This window comes from Bifidobacterium sp. A11, assembly GCF_000499185.1.
Lineage (GTDB): Bacteria > Actinomycetota > Actinomycetes > Actinomycetales > Bifidobacteriaceae > Bombiscardovia > Bombiscardovia mizhiensis.
Window position 1 is genome coordinate 1 of the sequence record NZ_AWUO01000007.1, and the last position, 17,590, is coordinate 17,590.

Annotated in this window: 18 protein-coding genes and 2 tRNA genes; 13 read left to right on the plus strand and 7 right to left on the minus strand. The window is 60.3% G+C overall.

Features of this window, described 5'->3' with window-relative positions; translation table 11 throughout:
* On the plus strand, window positions 1–331 hold a 331-nt coding region (locus P273_RS0106095; protein ID WP_216476360.1), incomplete at its 5' end, for a glycosyltransferase family 2 protein.
* 12 nt (window positions 332–343) lie between these two features.
* On the opposite strand, the gene P273_RS0106100 is transcribed toward P273_RS0106095, so the two are convergent.
* A complete protein-coding gene (locus P273_RS0106100; protein WP_024627580.1) occupies window positions 344–1,372 on the minus strand; it encodes a glycosyltransferase in 1,029 nt (342 codons plus the stop codon).
* A 325-nt stretch (window positions 1,373–1,697) separates the two neighbouring features.
* Here P273_RS0106100 and rpsF point away from each other — a divergent pair, with 325 nt between their 5' ends.
* The 4 genes from rpsF (at window position 1,698) to rplI (ending at window position 3,484) form a co-directional block, all read left to right on the plus strand.
* Complete coding sequence (gene rpsF / locus P273_RS0106105) at window positions 1,698–1,994, plus strand: 30S ribosomal protein S6 (protein ID WP_024627581.1); 297 nt, start codon at window positions 1,698–1,700, stop codon at window positions 1,992–1,994.
* A gap of 123 nt (window positions 1,995–2,117) precedes the next feature.
* The gene (locus P273_RS0106110) at window positions 2,118–2,735 is read left to right on the plus strand and encodes a single-stranded DNA-binding protein (protein WP_024627582.1); all 618 of its coding nucleotides are present in this window, start codon (window positions 2,118–2,120) and stop codon (window positions 2,733–2,735) included.
* Between the two features lie 36 nt (window positions 2,736–2,771).
* Entirely contained in the window at window positions 2,772–3,020 is a 249-nt protein-coding gene (rpsR, locus tag P273_RS0106115; protein ID WP_015021310.1) for a 30S ribosomal protein S18, read from the plus strand.
* 14 nt (window positions 3,021–3,034) lie between these two features.
* Entirely contained in the window at window positions 3,035–3,484 is a 450-nt protein-coding gene (gene rplI / locus P273_RS0106120; RefSeq protein WP_024627583.1) for a 50S ribosomal protein L9, read from the plus strand.
* Window positions 3,485–3,606: 122 nt separating this feature from the next.
* Here the strand turns inward: rplI and P273_RS0106125 are convergent, their stop codons facing one another.
* From P273_RS0106125 to P273_RS0106135, 3 genes are all read right to left on the minus strand, one after another.
* Window positions 3,607–3,954: a phenylpyruvate tautomerase MIF-related protein gene (locus tag P273_RS0106125; RefSeq protein WP_024627584.1), complete on the minus strand. Its 348-nt coding sequence runs from the start codon at window positions 3,952–3,954 to the stop codon at window positions 3,607–3,609.
* A gap of 109 nt (window positions 3,955–4,063) precedes the next feature.
* Complete coding sequence (locus P273_RS0106130; protein ID WP_024627585.1) at window positions 4,064–4,570, minus strand: GtrA family protein; 507 nt, start codon at window positions 4,568–4,570, stop codon at window positions 4,064–4,066.
* Between the two features lie 78 nt (window positions 4,571–4,648).
* Window positions 4,649–5,986: an MFS transporter gene (locus tag P273_RS0106135; protein ID WP_024627586.1), complete on the minus strand. Its 1,338-nt coding sequence runs from the start codon at window positions 5,984–5,986 to the stop codon at window positions 4,649–4,651.
* Between the two features lie 214 nt (window positions 5,987–6,200).
* Between P273_RS0106135 and P273_RS0106140 the strand changes: the two genes are divergently transcribed.
* A complete protein-coding gene (locus P273_RS0106140) occupies window positions 6,201–6,857 on the plus strand; it encodes a histidine phosphatase family protein (protein WP_024627587.1) in 657 nt (218 codons plus the stop codon).
* 81 nt (window positions 6,858–6,938) lie between these two features.
* A complete protein-coding gene (locus tag P273_RS0106145) occupies window positions 6,939–7,799 on the plus strand; it encodes a hypothetical protein (protein WP_155804710.1) in 861 nt (286 codons plus the stop codon).
* Between the two features lie 59 nt (window positions 7,800–7,858).
* Here P273_RS0106145 and P273_RS0106150 read toward each other — a convergent pair whose 3' ends face one another.
* From P273_RS0106150 to P273_RS0106160, 3 genes are all read right to left on the minus strand, one after another.
* A complete protein-coding gene (locus tag P273_RS0106150; RefSeq protein ID WP_024627589.1) occupies window positions 7,859–8,815 on the minus strand; it encodes a DUF805 domain-containing protein in 957 nt (318 codons plus the stop codon).
* 178 nt (window positions 8,816–8,993) lie between these two features.
* A complete protein-coding gene (locus P273_RS0106155) occupies window positions 8,994–9,782 on the minus strand; it encodes an ABC transporter permease (RefSeq protein WP_024627590.1) in 789 nt (262 codons plus the stop codon).
* Window positions 9,779–10,876 (minus strand): ABC transporter substrate-binding protein, encoded by a 1,098-nt coding sequence (locus tag P273_RS0106160; RefSeq protein WP_172637252.1) that lies wholly within the window; start codon window positions 10,874–10,876, stop codon window positions 9,779–9,781. The genes P273_RS0106155 and P273_RS0106160 overlap by 4 nt, the downstream gene beginning before the upstream one ends.
* Window positions 10,877–11,195: 319 nt before the next feature.
* Here P273_RS0106160 and P273_RS0106165 point away from each other — a divergent pair, with 319 nt between their 5' ends.
* The 6 genes from P273_RS0106165 (at window position 11,196) to P273_RS0106190 (ending at window position 17,572) form a co-directional block, all read left to right on the plus strand.
* On the plus strand, window positions 11,196–12,200 hold the full coding sequence (locus P273_RS0106165; RefSeq protein WP_024627591.1) for a LacI family DNA-binding transcriptional regulator: 1,005 nt from the start codon (window positions 11,196–11,198) through the stop codon (window positions 12,198–12,200).
* Window positions 12,201–12,548: 348 nt separating this feature from the next.
* Window positions 12,549–14,945 (plus strand): anaerobic ribonucleoside-triphosphate reductase, encoded by a 2,397-nt coding sequence (gene nrdD / locus P273_RS0106170; protein ID WP_034524928.1) that lies wholly within the window; start codon window positions 12,549–12,551, stop codon window positions 14,943–14,945.
* A 69-nt stretch (window positions 14,946–15,014) separates the two neighbouring features.
* Window positions 15,015–15,737, plus strand: a complete 723-nt coding sequence (gene nrdG, locus P273_RS0106175) for an anaerobic ribonucleoside-triphosphate reductase activating protein (RefSeq protein WP_081709293.1) — start codon at window positions 15,015–15,017, stop codon at window positions 15,735–15,737.
* A 56-nt stretch (window positions 15,738–15,793) separates the two neighbouring features.
* Window positions 15,794–17,320, plus strand: a complete 1,527-nt coding sequence (gltX, locus tag P273_RS0106180) for a glutamate--tRNA ligase (RefSeq protein ID WP_024627594.1) — start codon at window positions 15,794–15,796, stop codon at window positions 17,318–17,320.
* Window positions 17,321–17,386: 66 nt separating this feature from the next.
* A tRNA-Glu gene (locus P273_RS0106185) sits at window positions 17,387–17,459 on the plus strand.
* 41 nt (window positions 17,460–17,500) lie between these two features.
* Window positions 17,501–17,572, plus strand: a tRNA-Gln gene (locus P273_RS0106190).
* The last annotated feature ends 18 nt before the right edge of the window (window positions 17,573–17,590 follow it).

Sequence of the window (17,590 nt, forward strand, 5' to 3'; positions counted from 1 at the left end):
AACGGCGGCATGTTGTATGGTCAAGGCCAAGGATTTCCAAGCTGTGTCCGGTTTTGATGAGGATCTGGCGATTGCATACAACGACGTTGATTTGTGTGCGCGTATTCATGATCAGCTGGGCAAGGACAATGTCTGGGCCCATGAGGCTGAGCTCTACCATTTCGAATCGGTGACCCGGGGAAGCGATGCCAAGGACAAGCAGAAAAGGGCGAGGTTGGAAAGAGAGTCGGAGGTTTTCCGATGCAAACACGTCGAGGCGGTTGAAAACGATCCCTACTACAACCCCAATCTCTCCAGAACTTCAGGTAACTTTTGGATCCGAGAGGACTGAACATCCAGCCGGCTAGGCCATATTTTTGATCCGGGCGTCATAGACCAGCTTTTCTAGATGCCTGACCCAGGTCGAGATGGTGCAACGGATTCTCTGGGAAAGCCCCATGCTCTGGAAGAGGGCACCGGCTCGCTTCCGGTCTAGACGCAGCTTCTGCTGGTTTTCCGGGTCTGACCCTGCTGCAGCGGTTTCCGACCGGAGCCCATCCCAAATAGAGTAGTAGCTACGCATAGGAGTGATCCCATTTTCAAGAGCTAGTTTGAAATTTGTCAGGCCTGCAGCGACGTTATCTCGGTAGAAGTTCATACTGCGGAGGGCATGCGTTACGGACGAGGGAGACTGCAGCCAGTAGTACAGAACCGTATCAATGTCTGCTACCTTAGACATTCGTCGGTATAGCGGGCCAGCCACCATGATGTCCTGCGCATAGCGGCCGGGGGGGAAGCGAATGCCTTCCCACAGCCCAGCTTTGTAGAGTCTGCACCAATTGGCCTCGTTGAAATACCTTGCCTCACCAGATTTGTCCGTCATGTCCATAAAGATCCGAAGACTCTTGCAGAAGTAGGTTTGATAGGCCTTGAGGGGGTTGGTGAAAACCTTGATGCTCCTGGGTGTGGCAGCACCGTGAGCGGCTTCATTGGCGATAAATCCCATTTGGGAAGAGCCAAATTGCTGCCATCTGGCTTTGCTCATGTCGGCATCAGTAGATTTCAGGGCGTGGAGAAGTAGCTCGATGTTTCTCCTGTCAAGGACATCGTCGTTGTCAGCGAAAGCCAAATAGCGGCCCTTGCTGGCATCAAGCCCTGCGTTTTGGGCTATGGAGATGCCTTGGTTTTCCTGGTGTATCACCTGGATGCGATGATCTCGGGCCGCGTATCGGTTACAAATGTCGCTGGATCCGTCTGTGGATCCATCGTCCACGAGAATAATCTGCAGGTGTTGGTAGGTCTGCCCGCAGATGGAATCAAGGCAGTATGGCAAGTACTGGGCCGAGTTGTACACAGGGATGATGATGGATACCAGGTCTTGGCTAACTGTCATAGCAGCCAGTCTAGTGGAGCCTTCTCATGATCTTGTACTGTGCGGAGAACCGAGCGGTATTTAATGCTTGTAAGTCTCCTCCTTCTCCATACCGATTTGTCTGTGCTTTACAGCGGCAACGGCAAATCGTAGACAGATGGTTTCTAATGGGATGTGAAGTAAATGATTGTTTGTTCAGCATCCCTGCCGTGGTTCAGTCCGGCTAGCAGTATATTATAGAAACATTGTTTGGTGGTTCCGGTGTTACATACAAGCCGGTCCGCCGGCTTTAAACACCCTCCTGTCACGGAAGGTCCGTGACCTGTAAGTCCAAAGGAGGTGGGTGATGTCTGCGCATAAGTATGAATTGATGTTCATTGCCGATCCGGCCATGGATGAGCGCTCGCTGAAGAAGCTGACCGACCAGTATCTCGAGGTGGTCACCAAGGAAGGCGGCTCTGTCGACAACATCGACGTCTGGGGCCGTCGCAAGCTGGCCTATGAGATCGACAAGCACAAGGAAGGCAACTACGTGGTGGTCGAATACACCTGCGAGCCTGCCGCCAGCGCTGAGCTCGATCGTGTGCTCAACCTGAACGAGTCCGTCATCCGCACCAAGATTCTTCGCAAGGATGACAAGTAAGCAAACAGCAAAAGGACATCGAAGCGTCGGCTGACCTCCAGTTCTCGCGTCGAAGGTCCAAGGGTGCGGGATTCGCCCCAGTAGGCCCATTCCCAAGTCCTCATTCCGAGGAAAGGTCGTGACATGGCGGGAGATACATACATCACCGTGGTGGGTAATCTCACTGCGGATCCGGAGGTGCGTACGACCTCCAACGGAGGCACGGTGGCCAACCTGACCATCGCGTCCACGCCCAGGCAGTTCAACAGGAACTCTGGGCAGTGGGAGGACGGCGACTCGCTCTTCATGCGTTGCTCGGCCTGGGATTCCACCTACAGTCCCATGGCCTCCAACATTCAGGCCAGCCTGACCAAGGGCATGAGGGTAATCGCCCAGGGTCGTCTGGTGCAGCGCTCCTATCAGGATCGTGAGGGCAACAACCGCACGGTTGTGGAGCTGCGTCTGGACGAAATCGGACCTGCACTGACACGGAACACCGCTCAGGTCACCAGGAACGCCAACACCGGTGGCGGAGGATCTCGCGGCGGTTTCGCTGGATCCAACAACGGCGGCTACCAGGGTGGGGCATCCTACCAGGGCGGCGCCAGCGCGGCATCGGCCCCTATGGGTCGTCAGCAGCCAGTGCAGAGCCAGCAGGCCCCGGCCCAGGATCCTTGGTCATCGACCGGATCCGGCGATTCCTTCGGATCCTTTGGGTCCACCGGCGAGTTCGGTGGTTCTGGAGACGATCCCGAGTTCTGAAGTTTCATAGCGTCATCATTCATTTAAGGAGTACCAATGTCACGTAAAAGGCCGCAACCACCGGTCAAGCCCTTCAAGAAGAAGCCGAATCCTCTGAGGGCTGCCAAGATTCATACCATCGATTACAAGGATGTGGCTCTGCTGCGCAAGTTCATCTCTGACCGCGGCAAGATCCGTTCCCGCCGCATCACCGGTGTCACCGTCCAGGAGCAGCGCGAGATCTCCAAGGCTATCAAGAACGCCCGCGAGATGGCTCTGCTGCCCTACGCCACCAACGGTCGCTGAGGGAGGTTCGGATTATGGCAAAGGAAACCAAGGTAATTCTGACCGATACCGTGACCGATCTGGGTCATAAGGGCGACGTTGTCGGGGTCAAGCCCGGCTATGCACGCAACTTTCTGATTCCCCAGGGTCTGGCTTTCGCCTGGTCCAAGGGCGCCGCTGCGCAGATTGAATCCCTGCAGCGGGCACGTCGGGCCAAGTCCATGGCCACCCGTGAGGATGCCGTGGCGGCCAAGACCGCCATCGATGGCCAGACCGTCGAGATCGCAGCCAAGGTGTCCGATTCGGGCAAGCTCTTCGGCGGCATCTCCAATGATGCCATCGCCCAGGCTCTTCGCCCCTTGGCCGATGTGGATCCCCGCTCCATCTCCGTGGAGACCATCAAGACCACCGGAGAGTTCCCGGCCACCGTGGCCCTGCACCCCGAGATCTCGGCCGCTTTCACAGTCAAGGTCGTCGCAGAGTAGTAAATCTGACCTATCCCATAACGATCCTTTTTGAAATAGGGATCTGGGCTTAAGCAGGAGGCCTTCCCGCAGCAGGTATATGCGCGGGAAGGCCTCCTTATGCGTTACAAGGGACTACTCGCCTAGAAATTGCCGCCGTTCCAACCCCAGTCGGTAGTGGCCGTATAGCGGATGTAGGTGCGGTCCTTGGGAATGGACAGCTCGGATTCCAGCGTGTCCATGATGGTCTTGGTCAGGCTTTCCCAGGCAGACTTGGGTACCTCACTGCCGAAGACGTTGACCTCCACATAGGCGGCAGGCTTGCTGTCATTACCCCCGAAGTAGATGGGCATGTCCGACTCGAAGGGGCACATGAGCCAGCCCTCGGACTTGCCGGGGACGGCGGTGATGGCCTTGCCGTAGGCGGTCTTGATCCGTTCGCGCTGTTCGGCGGTGATGGGTGTGCTTACATGGGTGTGGATGACGGGCATGGCGCTTCCTTTCCGATCCGTCCGGTATGACCAATCAGGATGAACTCGGTCCGTATGCCGGATGGCTGACTATTCCCGTCCCATAGTAGCCTCGACCGGGCAGGGTGGCTTAGCGCCAGCCGAAGGGACGATGACTCAGGGACCATGCCCCCAGACGGTGGGCCACAGAACGGGGGTTGACCGGCTTGTCGGGTGCTGGCGCGTCCAGCAGCCACTTGCGGATCAGGAAGTTCCAGATGGCCACCACCACGGTGGCTGTGATCTTGGCGATGTTGGCGTAGAGCAGGTAACGGGCGTGCATGGTGGTGATGGCGTCCGGCGGCAGCATGGCAGTGCCCATCCACAGGATCACCTCGTTGATCCCCAGGCCGATCACCGAGGAGACCAGAAAGACTACCATCTCCATCCACCGGGCCATGTCCTCCCGGTGTTTGAAGACATAGCGCATGCTGGCCAGATAGTTGAAGACCAGGGAGATCAGGAAAGAGATGGCCCCTGCCAGGACGTTGTTCAGGTGCGGCCCCATGATCAGCAGGTTCATGATGCCGATGTCAATCAGGAAGGCGATGACGCCCACGATGCCGAACTTGAGCAGCTGTCCGATTAATCTACGCACGATAGCCCATTCAATCATTCATCCTGTGCTCACGGGGTAGCGGGAGCCGCTTGTGCGCAAAAGCCTTACGTTGCGCCCTCAGGCAGGCAGCTCGGTCAGTATGGGGTCCTCGGTGCTGTTGCGGATTTGACGGAAGCCTACAAAGGCGATGGCCAGCGAGGTCAGAGCCAGAGTAGTGACCACCCCGAACCCGCCTTGGGATCCGTAACGGTCGATGAACTGCCCGGCCACAGCCGAACCCGCCGAGGATCCGATCGAATTCATGGCGCTCAGCCAGGCCATGCCTTCGGTGAAGCGGATGGGCGGCACCAGGTGGAGCATGAGCTGGTTGCCGTTGATCCAGGTGGGTGCCTGGCAGACGCCGATGATCAGGTAGATGATCATGATGGTCCATAGGTTCCTGGCGAACATGAAGGTTCCGATGCCCAGGTTGACCACCAGCAGGCAGAAGTAGAAACGCTTCCAGAGGGGGATGGTCCAGTTCTTAGCCCCGTAAAGCAGGGCGCCGACCAGGGAGCTGAAGGAGAAGCAGGCAAAGACGAACCCGGTCATCTGTTTCATCCCCTGCTCGGTGGCGAAGGCGATGATGGAGATGGATGCGGCGCTCTGGAAGGCTCCCAGGCCGAACCAGGTGGCGCAGACGGCGATCATGCCGGCACTCCAGAAGGCGCCACTACGGCCGTTGCCGCCCTCCTGGTCCCGCAGACGTGCCACCTGCTGAGCCTGCCGCTCCCGGTATTCCTTACGGGTGATGCCCTGGGCGCGGGCCATGTCCGTCTGCGAAGGCGGCTCGGTTTCCCGGCAGGAGAGAAACATAAAGGCTCCCACCAGCACGCAGATTCCGGTGAAGGAGAAAGCCAGCACGCCTGAGATGACCGCCAGGATGGAGGCCAGGGGATTGCCGATTACCCACATGGCCTCGTCGAAAACCCCTGACAGGGATAGGGCCTGGTTGGTGGCTCGGTGGTCGCCGCGCAGCAGATGTGTCCACCGGCTACGGCTCATGGCTCCCCAGGGCGGAATGGCTGCCATGAAGGGGGTGACCAGGTAGAGCACCCAGGTGGGAGCGTGGGCGGTGATGGCTGTGATCAGGACCGTGGCGGCCACGATCCAGACCAGAACCGTGGGAATGGAGACCTGCCGCTGACCGAACTTATCGACCATCTTGCCCAGCATGGGGCTGACCAGGGCCAGAGCCACGGCCTGGATGGCGGTCAGGGCGCCGGCCAGGGAATAGCTGCCGTAGTAGTGCTGCACCGAGATGGTGATGGTCATGCCCACCATGGGGAAGGGCATGGAGGCGATGACCGACCCCACCGCGAACCGCGCCGTATGAGGCAGCCGCAGGAGCGCCGAGTAACCTCCGAAGACCCTGTGACCGGCTTCGATCAAAGCCGCCTTCAATTGCCGTGGCATGGGCTGTTCGTCTCGCTTTCCTTGGGTGTTTTCACGGTCCCGAAGCATGTTTTTCCGCAGGGCCTTCCAGACGCATGAAGGGATGTGGGGCTACTGGGGGGACTGCTACAGTGGTAACCATATCGGCGCCTGATCGGTGCCATTCGGATAGTAGTAATTCTATCCTCCGCTATGGTCACTTATGGGGCCCGCCGGGGAGCATGGGAGGTGGGTTGTGCCTGCGACGACCATTCATTTCGTCCGTCATGGCCAGGTTGATAATCCCGATCATATTCTCTATGAGCGATTGCCAGGATTCCATTTATCCGACAGGGGCAGGGCCATGGTCGAGGCGACGGCACGCTTTATGGCCGAAGCTCCTGGCATGCGTGATCTGGAAGCCGTCTATTCCTCTCCGCTGGACAGGACCAGGGAGACCACGGCCATCCTGCTTGAGCAGATCAACCCCGCTCGTGTCCATCACGGCTTGAAACCATTGGAGCCTATTTACGACCGTCGTCTGATCGAGGCCGGCAACGAATTCCGCGGCAAGCGCATCGGTCACGGGCAGGGGGCCCTCTGGCGACCCTCCAACCTGCGGCTGATTCTGGATCTGCGCCGTCCCAGCTGGGGGGAGTCCTATCGGCAGATCGCCCGACGAGTGGGGGATTTCGTCCGGCAGGTGGTCCGCAGCCATCCTGACGCACAGGTCCTGGCTGTCTCGCATGAGTCGCCCATCTGGTCGTACCGTCATCTTTTGGAGACCGGTCACCCCGAGCACAATATGCTCCTTCGAGCCACCGCCCTGGCATCGGTGACTTCCATTACCCTGGACTGTGATACCGGTAAAGTGCTGGGAATCACCTATGCGGATCCGGCGGCAGGCGTGTGAAGACCGCTTGAGCGTCCTAGGATGGCTGAGGATGCTGTCGTGGATGACTGTCCGAGAACCCGATGAAGGAGCGTGATGATCATGGTGGATGTACAGGCAAGCACGGAGGCGATAGCCGGGCGGCCGGCCGTGGCCCAGGCGGCTGAGCAGGGGGCCGGGCTGGTGGACCTTTGGCCCTTGACGAATGCCGAGCATATGGCCAACGACGCCAAATATGCGGAGGACCTGCAGGTGCGCATCAGCATGGTGCTGGCGCAACTGATGACGGGAGAGGATGTGACCATCCCCGACGCTGAATACGTCTATGAGGGCGCTGAGGACATCCCTGGCCGTCCCCAGGATTTGGTGGATGCACTCATGGCGGCCAACGATGCCATTGAGGCCGCCGCACAGGCGCAGGGCGACCAGTCCAAGATGCTTGCGGATTTGGCTGAAACCTTGGGCAGTGGATGGGATCAGACCCGGCAGCAGGAGGTGGCTACCGGAGTGGCCAAGGCCGAGCAATCCGCGGATGACCAGGGCACATCCCCCAAATCTCCGCAGGACAAGGAGGGAGTGGCCCGGGCCCTGGCCACTAGCCTGATGATTTGTCGAGATCTGCTTCAGCGTGCAGGCGCTGACCCTGACCATGCTGCGACCGCCGCGCCAATTCTGGTCTATGTCAACGAGCTCAACGAGCGACTGGGCATTCCCCGGGCCTTCCTGTCTAACGAGGATGTCATCCGCGCCTTGGGATTACTGGATGATCCCGAGGCTTTCGCCGACCTGCTGGCCCCTCTGGTGGGCGCTGAGTGGAACCACCATCGTCAGGAGGTGCTCTGGGACCCCGAGGAAGCCAAGCGCAAGGCCAAGGAGGACGACGAACGCAAGAGTCGCGAAGCTCTGCAGGCCAAGTTCGCCCATGTGCCTGAGGACCCCAACAAGCCTCCTGTGGAGCTTTAGGACTTTAAGACCTTCAGCCCTTCGTCTTGGCATCGGTCAAGGCGAAGGGCAGGGTGGATTCAGCGATCGAAGCGGGCTCCTCGTGGATCGCTAGGCCGGGCCAGCAGAATGACCCAGGCGACAATTCCGGCAATCATGATCAATGCACCCAAGCCAAGCAGAGAGAGGGCGGATCCTGGATGCCCGTCTGCAATCGCCACGATGGCGAAGACCATAGGGATGCTGCCTACGAGCTCGCTTACGAAGGGTAGGAGTATCCAGAAGCCAGACATATTGGTGTCATGAAGTCGCCGTATGTTCACGGTCAGATTGGGTATGAAAAGTCCTAGGGTGACCACGAAGGACACGACCCGTCCCGCAAAGATGGATTCTGAGGTGATGATCGGAATCGCAAGGTTGATGAGGAAGATCATGAGAAAAGCCCACCAGAATTCCCCACGGGAGGCCCTCCCGGAGAAGACGGTATATTTGACGAAGAAACGCTTGCAGGCGTTTACGAAGTCAATGCCGTACCAGGGTGCGTTCAGTGGCGGCTCGCCGTTGAAACCGGCATTCGCATAGGGGTAGGCCGGATACTGCGGGACTTGGGGTCCGGGCTGGTAGCCTTCCTGCGTCCAACCCTCGGGTGCTTGATAAGAGTTGTTCGATGCATAGCCAGCCGACGGGGTTGTGCCATTGGGCTGGCCGGGATTCGGACCTTGACCGTAAGGCGCCTGCTGCTGTCCGTAGTATTGCTGACCATAGGGCTGTTGCTGGTTGTAGCCTGGCTGTTGACCCTGCGGCTGTTCCTGGCGATAATCGTTGACAGGTGTTTGGGCTTCGCTGATTGGATGGTAGACGTCGCTCTGGTCAGAAGCTGCTTGTGCATAGCCGGGTTGGTCTGGTTGCGGCTGGTTCGGGTAGGCTGCGGGTCCCGAATCGGTTCCGTTTGCGTGATTGTTCTGGGGCCAGCCGTTGGCGAAGCCCTGGTCATTGGGGGGCTGGTTCCCGTTGTTCGTATCATCTGGATGGTTCATGGATGTCGTCCCTCTCATCTTCGATTGATATCCGGAATCTGACGTTTCCGTATATCCCTATTATGGCAGGCCGGTTTTTCTGCCGGCCAGTCATGGATAGTAAAGGGAATGTGGGGCTCGTCCCACTTACTTGGGCCAAGCTGTCAGATTCGGTAGGTAATTGCTGTCGCAGTACTCTTCACTCGTCGTCCGGATTGACCATATGATCATCGCCGGCATCGCCCAGCAGTAGCCGCTCGGTCAGGGTGATCAGGCCCAGCAGGAGGGCGGTCAGCAGGATGATGACCAGGGTGGCCGAGAAGATCAGTGGGGTTCTGAAGGAGTTGAAGGCCGACTGCAGCCATATGCCCAGGCCGTTCCTGGCGCCCAGATACTCCGAGGTGGCCGCGGTGGCGAAGACATAGGCGGCGCTGATACGCAGACCGCCGAAGATCTGCCCGGCTGCCACCCTTAGCTTGACGTGCCAGAGTGTCCATGTCCGGGTTGCTCCGCAGTTCAGCGCCACGTCCTGGTAGAAGCGGGGCACGGACTTGAGCCCCCGGTAGGTCTGAACCACGATGGGGAAGAGCGCGAAGACGGCCACGATGACCACCTTGCCCAGGGGCTCGAACCCGAACCAGATCACGAACAGGGGGGCGATGGTGATCAGCGGGATCATCTGAGCGCCGGCGATCAGGGGGTAGAGGGCATCATGCAGGGTACGCCAGCTGTAGAGAGCCAGACCGACCACTATTCCCAGGACCGAGGCCAGGAGGAAGCCCAGCAGGCCTTCAAGGGCGGTGATGGCGGTGGCGGGCAGCAGATCCTCTCGGGACTGCACTGTGGCAACCAGGATTCGGCTGGGCGCCGGCAGGGCCTGTTCGCTGACTCCGCCCAGGCGGGATGCCAGTTCCCAGATGATCAAGAGCGCCAGCAGAGTGAGGGTCGGAGGCAGCGCCCGAGTTCTGCTCTGCTTCCCTACCTTCATCGACCGGCTGCTTCTCGAACGTAGCGATCGGTCCACAGGTCAGTGGCCTGAGGGGCTTTATTGGGATCGCCCTTCTTGGCACCCTTGTAGGTGCCCGCCTTGAACTGGAAGTCCAGATAGTCCTGGGCATCCTTGACATTGATCAGTCCGCTGATGCTCTTTTGATTCGGGCTGTCAACCCAGTACCCCTCCTTGACGATGCTCTCCATGGAGCGCTTGGCCAGGGTTGGGTCGATGGCCGACCCCTTGGTCTCCTTGACCAGGATGTCCGCCGCCTGGTCGGGATGGCTCAGGGCGTAGTTATAGCCCTTCAGGCAGGCCTTGACGAATGCCGTCAGGGCGCGACGGTGGCCGGCCTGCTGCAGCCAGGAATTCTTGACCACGAAGCCCAGCTGGTCGGGGTTGCCGGGCACGCCCCAGTCGGCCTGGGTGAAGCAGTGCAGGGCTGGGCCCTTGAGCTCGCTCTCCACGCCCTCCCAGTTGGCGTAGAAACCCGCGAAGTCGCCCTTGCCGCTGGTCAGGGTCGCGAAGGTGTTGGTGCCGCTGGTCACCCGCTTGAAGTCGCCCTTGCCGCCTGCATAGCGGATCATCTGCTTGACTACGGCCGTCTGCTCGGCCGAGCCGAAACTGACGAAGGTCTTGCCGTCGAAGTCTTTGGGGGTCTGGATGTCGGTGCGCGAGGCCAGCGAGCACCAACGCGCCACGGAATGCTGGCCTATGTTGAAAACCTGCCGCAGGTCGGCTCCCTGGGAGTTGAAGGTGGCCAGGTTGCTCAGCTTGGAGAAGCCTACGTCGGCGACCCCGTTCTGGACGGAGGTCTCGGCTCCTGCCTGGGCCGTCGGCAGGATGGTCAGCTTCAGGCCGGCCTTGTCGAAGTAGCCCAGGTGCCGGGCCACGTAGATGCCCACATGATTGGTGTTGGGCGTCCAATCCAGCATGAAGGACAGTTTGGAGCCGTCGTCGGCCTTGTCGTCTGCCCCCTTGGCCCCGCAGGCTGCGCTCGTAGCCGCCATGCAGAGCGCCGCTGCCAGGGCGAGCGCCCGCACGATCAGTTTGTGGCCGGGAACTCTCCGGAAGCTACTGTTCCTCGACATGCTCATCACTGTCACCTTGCCTCTCCGGCACCCTTGGTGCCCATCCGCATCGGGGCCGCTACGGGAAGGTGAGGAGCCCGCGCGACGATCCGGTACGGTCTTGACCGATGGAATTCTGCGATATGTGCCACGGCTGCTGCCACCAGCCGCGCGAACAAGACCACTCTAGTCCAAGACCGCCAGTCCTGCCTCGCCGTGATGAAAGGTTGCATCGTATGCCTCTATACTGGAAAATCACGAGAGGTCCGCGCGGGCCGGCCGCTGTCGGTCTCGTTCGGAGCAAGACAACCGATCTCGGTAGGGGTCGACGGAGGTTCCCATGTCGGTGACCATCAGTGATGTGGCCAAGCAGGCGGGTATGTCCGTGTCCACGGTCTCCCAGGCGCTCAACGACAAGGGGCGCATTTCGCCGCCCACCAAGGACAGGGTTCGCAGGGCGGCCATGGAGCTGGGCTATATCCCCGACAGCCGAGCCCGTTCCATGCGTTCCTCGCGCTCGCATGCCGTTGGCCTGCTGGTCCCCGATATCCGCAATCCGTATTTCTCTGAGCTGGTCTACGCCGTCCAGGACCAGCTCTACTCGGCGGGCTACGCGCCCCTGATTGGCGTGTCCTCGTGCCAGGCCAGCAGGCAGGAGGACTATTACCGCATCCTTCTATCTCGGCATATGGATGGTGTTCTGGTCGTGCCTGATGGGCCCACGTCGCCCATGCTGCGCACCATGCTGTCGCGAGGATTCCCTGTGGTTTTTGTGGATCGTCCCGACCGGACCCTGTCCGGTGTCCCTTTGGTCGATTCCGATCCTGTGCCCGGCTTGGAGGCGGCCCTGAACGCTCTGGTAGCGAAGGGATGCAGACGAGTGGCCTTTGTTCCGGGCCCAGAGAGCCGCTCCTATACCTTCCGCGAGCGCGAGCAGGCCTTCCTGTCTGGCGTAGAGACCCGTCAGGGGCTGACGGGATTGGTGGTTCGCCAAGGGTTCGAGGATCGCCCCCGCGCGGCCGCGACCATGCGCCACCTGCTCGGTCAGGGGGTGGATGCCGTCATCTTCGGCTACTCTGCCGATGCCATCAAGGCCGTTGCCATGGAGTGGGACGGCGACCAGCGCTCGCGAGTGCCCTTGGTCTCTTTCGACGACCTGGAGGTCTTTCAACTGATCAGTCCTCAGGTGTCGGTCATCTCCCAGCAGGTGGATCGCATGGGTCGCCAGGGTGTTGACATGCTCCTGTCCATGATCGAGCCGGGGCGGCAGGCTCCTGAGGGCATGAGCGTGGATCGCCGTCTGCGCACCCAAACCCTCTTTGTGCCCCGGGGTCTGTTGGCTTAGGTCGGTTCCTGCCTGATGCAGGGGTCGGGGCTCGACAAAATATGTGCGTGTCGGGCGGCTGTGTCGTCCCTGGAAATGACCTCCAATGGCCTTTCGGCCATTTGCCGCCCTTGTCCAGACCCCTCTATTTGTGACTCAGTTCACAAAACACGTGAATAACTAAATGTAGGCAACGAATCATCCTCAGACACTACATATGGTGGTCACGGCGTGCTAGAGTGAGTCTTGTCATCAAAGAATGACATCCATGTGATTCGCCGTTTCCAGTCTGGAATTTGGAAACGCCAAAGCAACTGCACATGAGTAACCGTATGAGTCTTATGAGGAGTGACGATGGATACTGAGGTCATGACCGATAGCGTGAAGGAGCGTGGCATTTCGGATCGCGATGCTGTCGATGGCATTCTGGTCGAGAAGCGCGACGGCCGGATCGTCGATTTTGATCCCGTCAACATCATGAACGCCATCGAAGCCGCCTTCAAGGATGTCAAGCACGAGGTCAGCCCTGAGGATCGCCAGCAGATCCGGGATATGGCCCTGACCGTCCAGTCCGAGATCACCGATCGCTACACCAACCCGGTCAAGATCGAGGACATCCAGACCTTGGTCGAGCATGCCTTGGTCAATGCCCACCTTTACGAGATCGCTCGCTCCTATACCTCCTACCGTCTTGACCGCGACATTCAGCGGGCCAAGGCCACCGATGTCAATGAGGCCGTTCACCGCCTGACCAGCAAGGACGAGACCCTGGTGCGTGAAAACGCCAACAAGGATGCCAACGTCTACGCCACCCAGCGTGACCTGCTGGCCGGCGCAGTCTCCAAGGCTTCAGCCTTCGCCATGCTGCCCAAGGATGTCTCCAACGCCCACATGAAGGGTGACATCCACTTCCATGACGCGGACTATTCGCCCTTTACGGCCGAAACCAACTGCTCCCTGCCTGATTTCGGCGACATGCTGGCCCACGGTTTCGAGCTGGGCAACGCCATGATGGATTCGCCCAAGTCCATCGGCACGGCTGCCACGCAGATCACCCAGATCATCAAGGACATCGCTGGCTCCCAGTACGGCGGCCAGACCGTCAACCGTTGCGACGAGATGCTGGACAAGTATGCGCGTCTGGACTACAAGAAGAACTATTCCATGGCTGAGGCCGTTCTGCCGGACGAGGAGCCCATCGACGTGGCCAAGGAGGTCGTCCGCGGCCTCAAGGCCAGGGAGGCCGACTGGCTGCACCTGGATGATCGTGCACCCATCGGCGAGGACGCCCCCTTCGATCTGGACGCTCCGCAGATCGTTCGGCTGCGTCAGGTCTACGCCAAGATTCTGACCCGCAAGAACATCTACGATGCCATGCAGACCATGGAGTACCAGATCAACTCCAACCGTGTCTCCAACGGGCAGACCCCCTTCGTCACCGTGGGCTTCGGTCTGGGCACCTCCTGGTTCGCCCGGGAGATCCAGCGGGCCATCTTCCTGATCCGCATCCGCGGACTGGGCAAGGATCGCCACACCGCCATCTTCCCCAAGCTGGTCTTCACCATCAAGCACGGCCTCAACGCGGACGAGGGCGATCCCAACTACGACATGAAGCAGCTGGCTTTGGAGTGCTCGACCAAGCGTATGTACCCTGACGTGGTCTTCTACGAGAACCTGATCAAGATCACCGGCTCCTTCAAGGCCCCCATGGGCTGCCGCTCCTTCCTGCAGGCCTGGACCAATCCCGAGACGGGCGAGGACGAAGAGGACGGCCGCATGAACCTGGGTGTCGTCACCGTCAACATCCCTCGCATTGCCCTGGAATCCCGCGGCGACAAGGATCGCTTCTGGAAGATCTTCGACCAGCGTATGGAGGTGGCCCACCACGCTCTGCAGTTCCGCATCATGCGCTGCAAGCAGGCCACGCCCATCAATGCTCCCACCCTCTACGAGTACGGCGCCTTTGGCAGGCTGAAGCCAACCGACAGCGTTGACACCCTCTTCCGCAACAGCCGCGCCACCGTCTCGCTGGGCTACATCGGCCTTTACGAGGCCACTAGCGTCTTCTACGGCAAGGACTGGATGAAGGATCATTCCTGGGATCCGGAAGGCAAGGAATTCGCTCTGAGCATCGTGCGCCGGATGAACCAGCTCTGCAAGCAGTGGGAGAAGGCTGAGGGGTACCACTATTCGGTTTACTCCACCCCGGCCGAGTCGCTGACCGACCGCTTCGCCCGGATGGACAAGGAGAAGTTCGGCGTAGTCGACGGCGTGACCGACCACGACTTCTACACCAACAGCTTCCACTACCCGGTCTGGCTGCGGCCCACCCCCATGGAGAAGCTCAGCTACGAGCGCGACTTCCCCTACCTGGCCTCGGGCGGGTTCATCAACTACTGCGAGTTCCCCTCCATGCAGCAGAACCCCAAGGCCCTGGAGGCGGTCTGGGATTACGCCTATGACATCGGCATCGGCTACCTGGGCACCAACACCCCCATCGACCACTGCTTCGTCTGCGGTTATGAAGGCGATTTCGAGCCCACCGAAGAGGGCTTCAAGTGCCCTGAGTGCGGCAACGATGACCCCGACAAGTGCAACGTGACCAAGCGCACCTGCGGCTATCTGGGCAACCCCGTCCAGCGGCCCATGGTCCACGGCAGGCACGAGGAGATCGCCCACCGTGTCAAGCACATGGAAGGCGAGACCGGCCACGTGGTCCTCAAGGACGGATCCACCAAGGAGTGGTTCGACGACAAGGCCGAATAGGCTCTGAAAAGACGCAACCAATGGCGGGCCGGGCAGTTTGCGGCCCGCCATTGTCATGAGGAGGACCGTATGACGGACAAACAGGGGGCCATGAGAAAGACAGGCGGCCACCGTGACTTCGCAGCTGATGAACAGGGGCGCGGTCCTGGGGTCCCCTCTGTGCTGACCAACAATCCCAGGGCCGGCCAGTGGGACGGTCGTCGGCTCAGCCGGGGAATTGTGGCGGATTACAAGCGACTGGTCATGACCGACGGCGAGGGGATCCGTTGCTCCCTTTACGTCAGCGGGTGCCCCTTCCGCTGCCAGGGGTGCTACAACGCATCCATCTGGGACTTCGGCGCTGGGCACCCCTATACCCAGCAGCTTGAAGACCAGATCATCAAGGACCTGTCGCTGTCCTATGTACAGGGCATCACCTACCTGGGCGGGGAGCCCCTGCTCAACACCCCCATACTGCTCAGCCTTTCGGAGCGGATACGGCGTGAGTTCGGCCACGAGAAGGACATCTGGTGCTGGACTGGCTACACCTGGGAGGAACTGAACCGGCCGGGGGAGACCCCGGACAAGGCCCAGCTGATCTCCTACCTTGACGTGTTGGTGGATGGGCGCTATTTGGAGAATCGGAAGAACAGTCTGCTCCAGTTCCGGGGCTCGGACAACCAGCGGATCATTGACGTACCGCGATCCCTGGAGCAGGGCCAGGTGGTCATCTGGCCCAAACTGCATGACCAGACCAGGTTCATCCCGGAGACCTACAGCAAGGACCGGCAGCAGGAGCAGCAACGGGGCTGATACCGGCTCCTGCTCTGAATTGGTCTACGTCGCCTTGCCGGGGCACAATGGGTGTCATGACTGATGAGCATGATCATGACGCCAAACCCGACCTGCCCAAGGATCTGAGGGTCCGCTTCTGCCCTTCGCCGACCGGCACCCCGCATGTGGGCATGGTTCGAACCGCCCTCTTCAACTGGGCCCAGGCCCGGCACTCGCACGGCACCTTCGTCTTCCGCATCGAGGACACCGATGCCCAGCGGGACAGCGAGGAGAGCTACCAGCAGATCCTGGAGGCACTCAAGTGGCTGGGGCTGGACTGGGATGAGGGTGTGGAAGTCGGCGGCCCGGATGGCCCCTACCGGCAGTCCGAGCGCGGCGATATCTACCGCGATGTGGCCCGGCAGTTGCTGGATGCCGGCTACGCCTACGAGTCCTACTCCACCGCCGAAGAGATCAAGGAGCGCAACCTGGCCGCCGGCCGTCCTGCCGCTTTCGGCTACGACGGCTATGACCGCGACCTGAGCGAGGAGCAGCGCCAGGCCTTTCGTGATCAGGGTCGGCGACCCGCCCTGCGTATCCGTATGCCTGACGAGGACATCGCCTTCGACGATCTGATTCGGGGGCATATCGAGTTCAAGGCCGGGTCCGTGCCCGATTATGTGATCGTGCGTCCCAACGGCGATCCTCTCTACACCCTGACCAATCCGGTCGATGATGCCCTGATGCGCATCAATGTAGTCCTGCGCGGCGAGGATCTGCTCAGCTCCACCCCCCGGCAGATTGTCCTCTACCGGTACCTGATGAAGCTGGGCATTGCCCGGGCTATGCCCCTGTTCGGGCACCTGCCCTACGTCATGGGTCAGGGAAAGAAAAAGTTGTCCAAGCGTGACCCTGAGTCCAACCTCTTCCTGCACCGGGAGCATGGCTTCATTCCCGAGGGTCTGCTCAACTACCTGGCCCTGCTGGGCTGGTCCATCGGCCCAGACCGGGATGTCTTCTCCATGGATGAGATGGTTGAGCACTTCGACATACGCGACGTCAAGGCCAATCCGGCCCACTTCGACATTGACAAGGCCGTAGCCATCAACGCCGAGCACATCCGTATGCTGGAGCCACAGGACTTCCTGAACCGTTCCCTGCCCTACCTCAAGCGCGATGGGCTGGTGAGTGCCGAGCGCTGGCAGGACCTGAGTGGTCGGGAGCAGCGGATTCTGAGTGCTGCCGCCCCTCTGGTCCAGCCTCGCGTGCGGCTGCTGGGCGAGGTCTCCGGCATGGTGGGCAGTCTGCTCAGCCAGGATGAGTACCTGGAGCCTGAGCCGGATGCCCGCAAACAGCTCAAGGACTCGGCTGGGCAGGTTCTGGACCTGGCTATCGCCGCTTTACAGGAGGTGCCCGACCAGGACTGGAAGACCGATCACCTGCACGACTTGCTCACTCAGGCGCTGGTGGATGAGGGCGGATACAAGCCCCGTCTGGCCTTCGGCCCGGTCAGGGTGGCGGTCTCGGGAAGGCGGGTCTCGCCGCCTCTGTTCGAGTCCCTGGAGATCCTGGGTAAGAGTACAACACTCCGAAGGATGTCTAACTTGCGCCAAAACCTCTGAGCGGGTATATTTTTTTTGTTGTGCTACTGACCTGCTGAACCGGGTTCGTACGCGGCGAAAAGTGAAGCCCCCGTCGTCTAGCGGTCTAGGACTACGCCCTCTCACGGCGCCAACACCGGTCCAAATCCGGTCGGGGGTACGACATGTGGCAACCGTCCAAGCGGTTGTCGCACAGCCAATTGGGGTATGGTGTAATTGGCAACACAGGTGATTCTGGTTCATCCATTCTTGGTTCGAGTCCAGGTACCCCAGCGAGCGATAGCGATATGA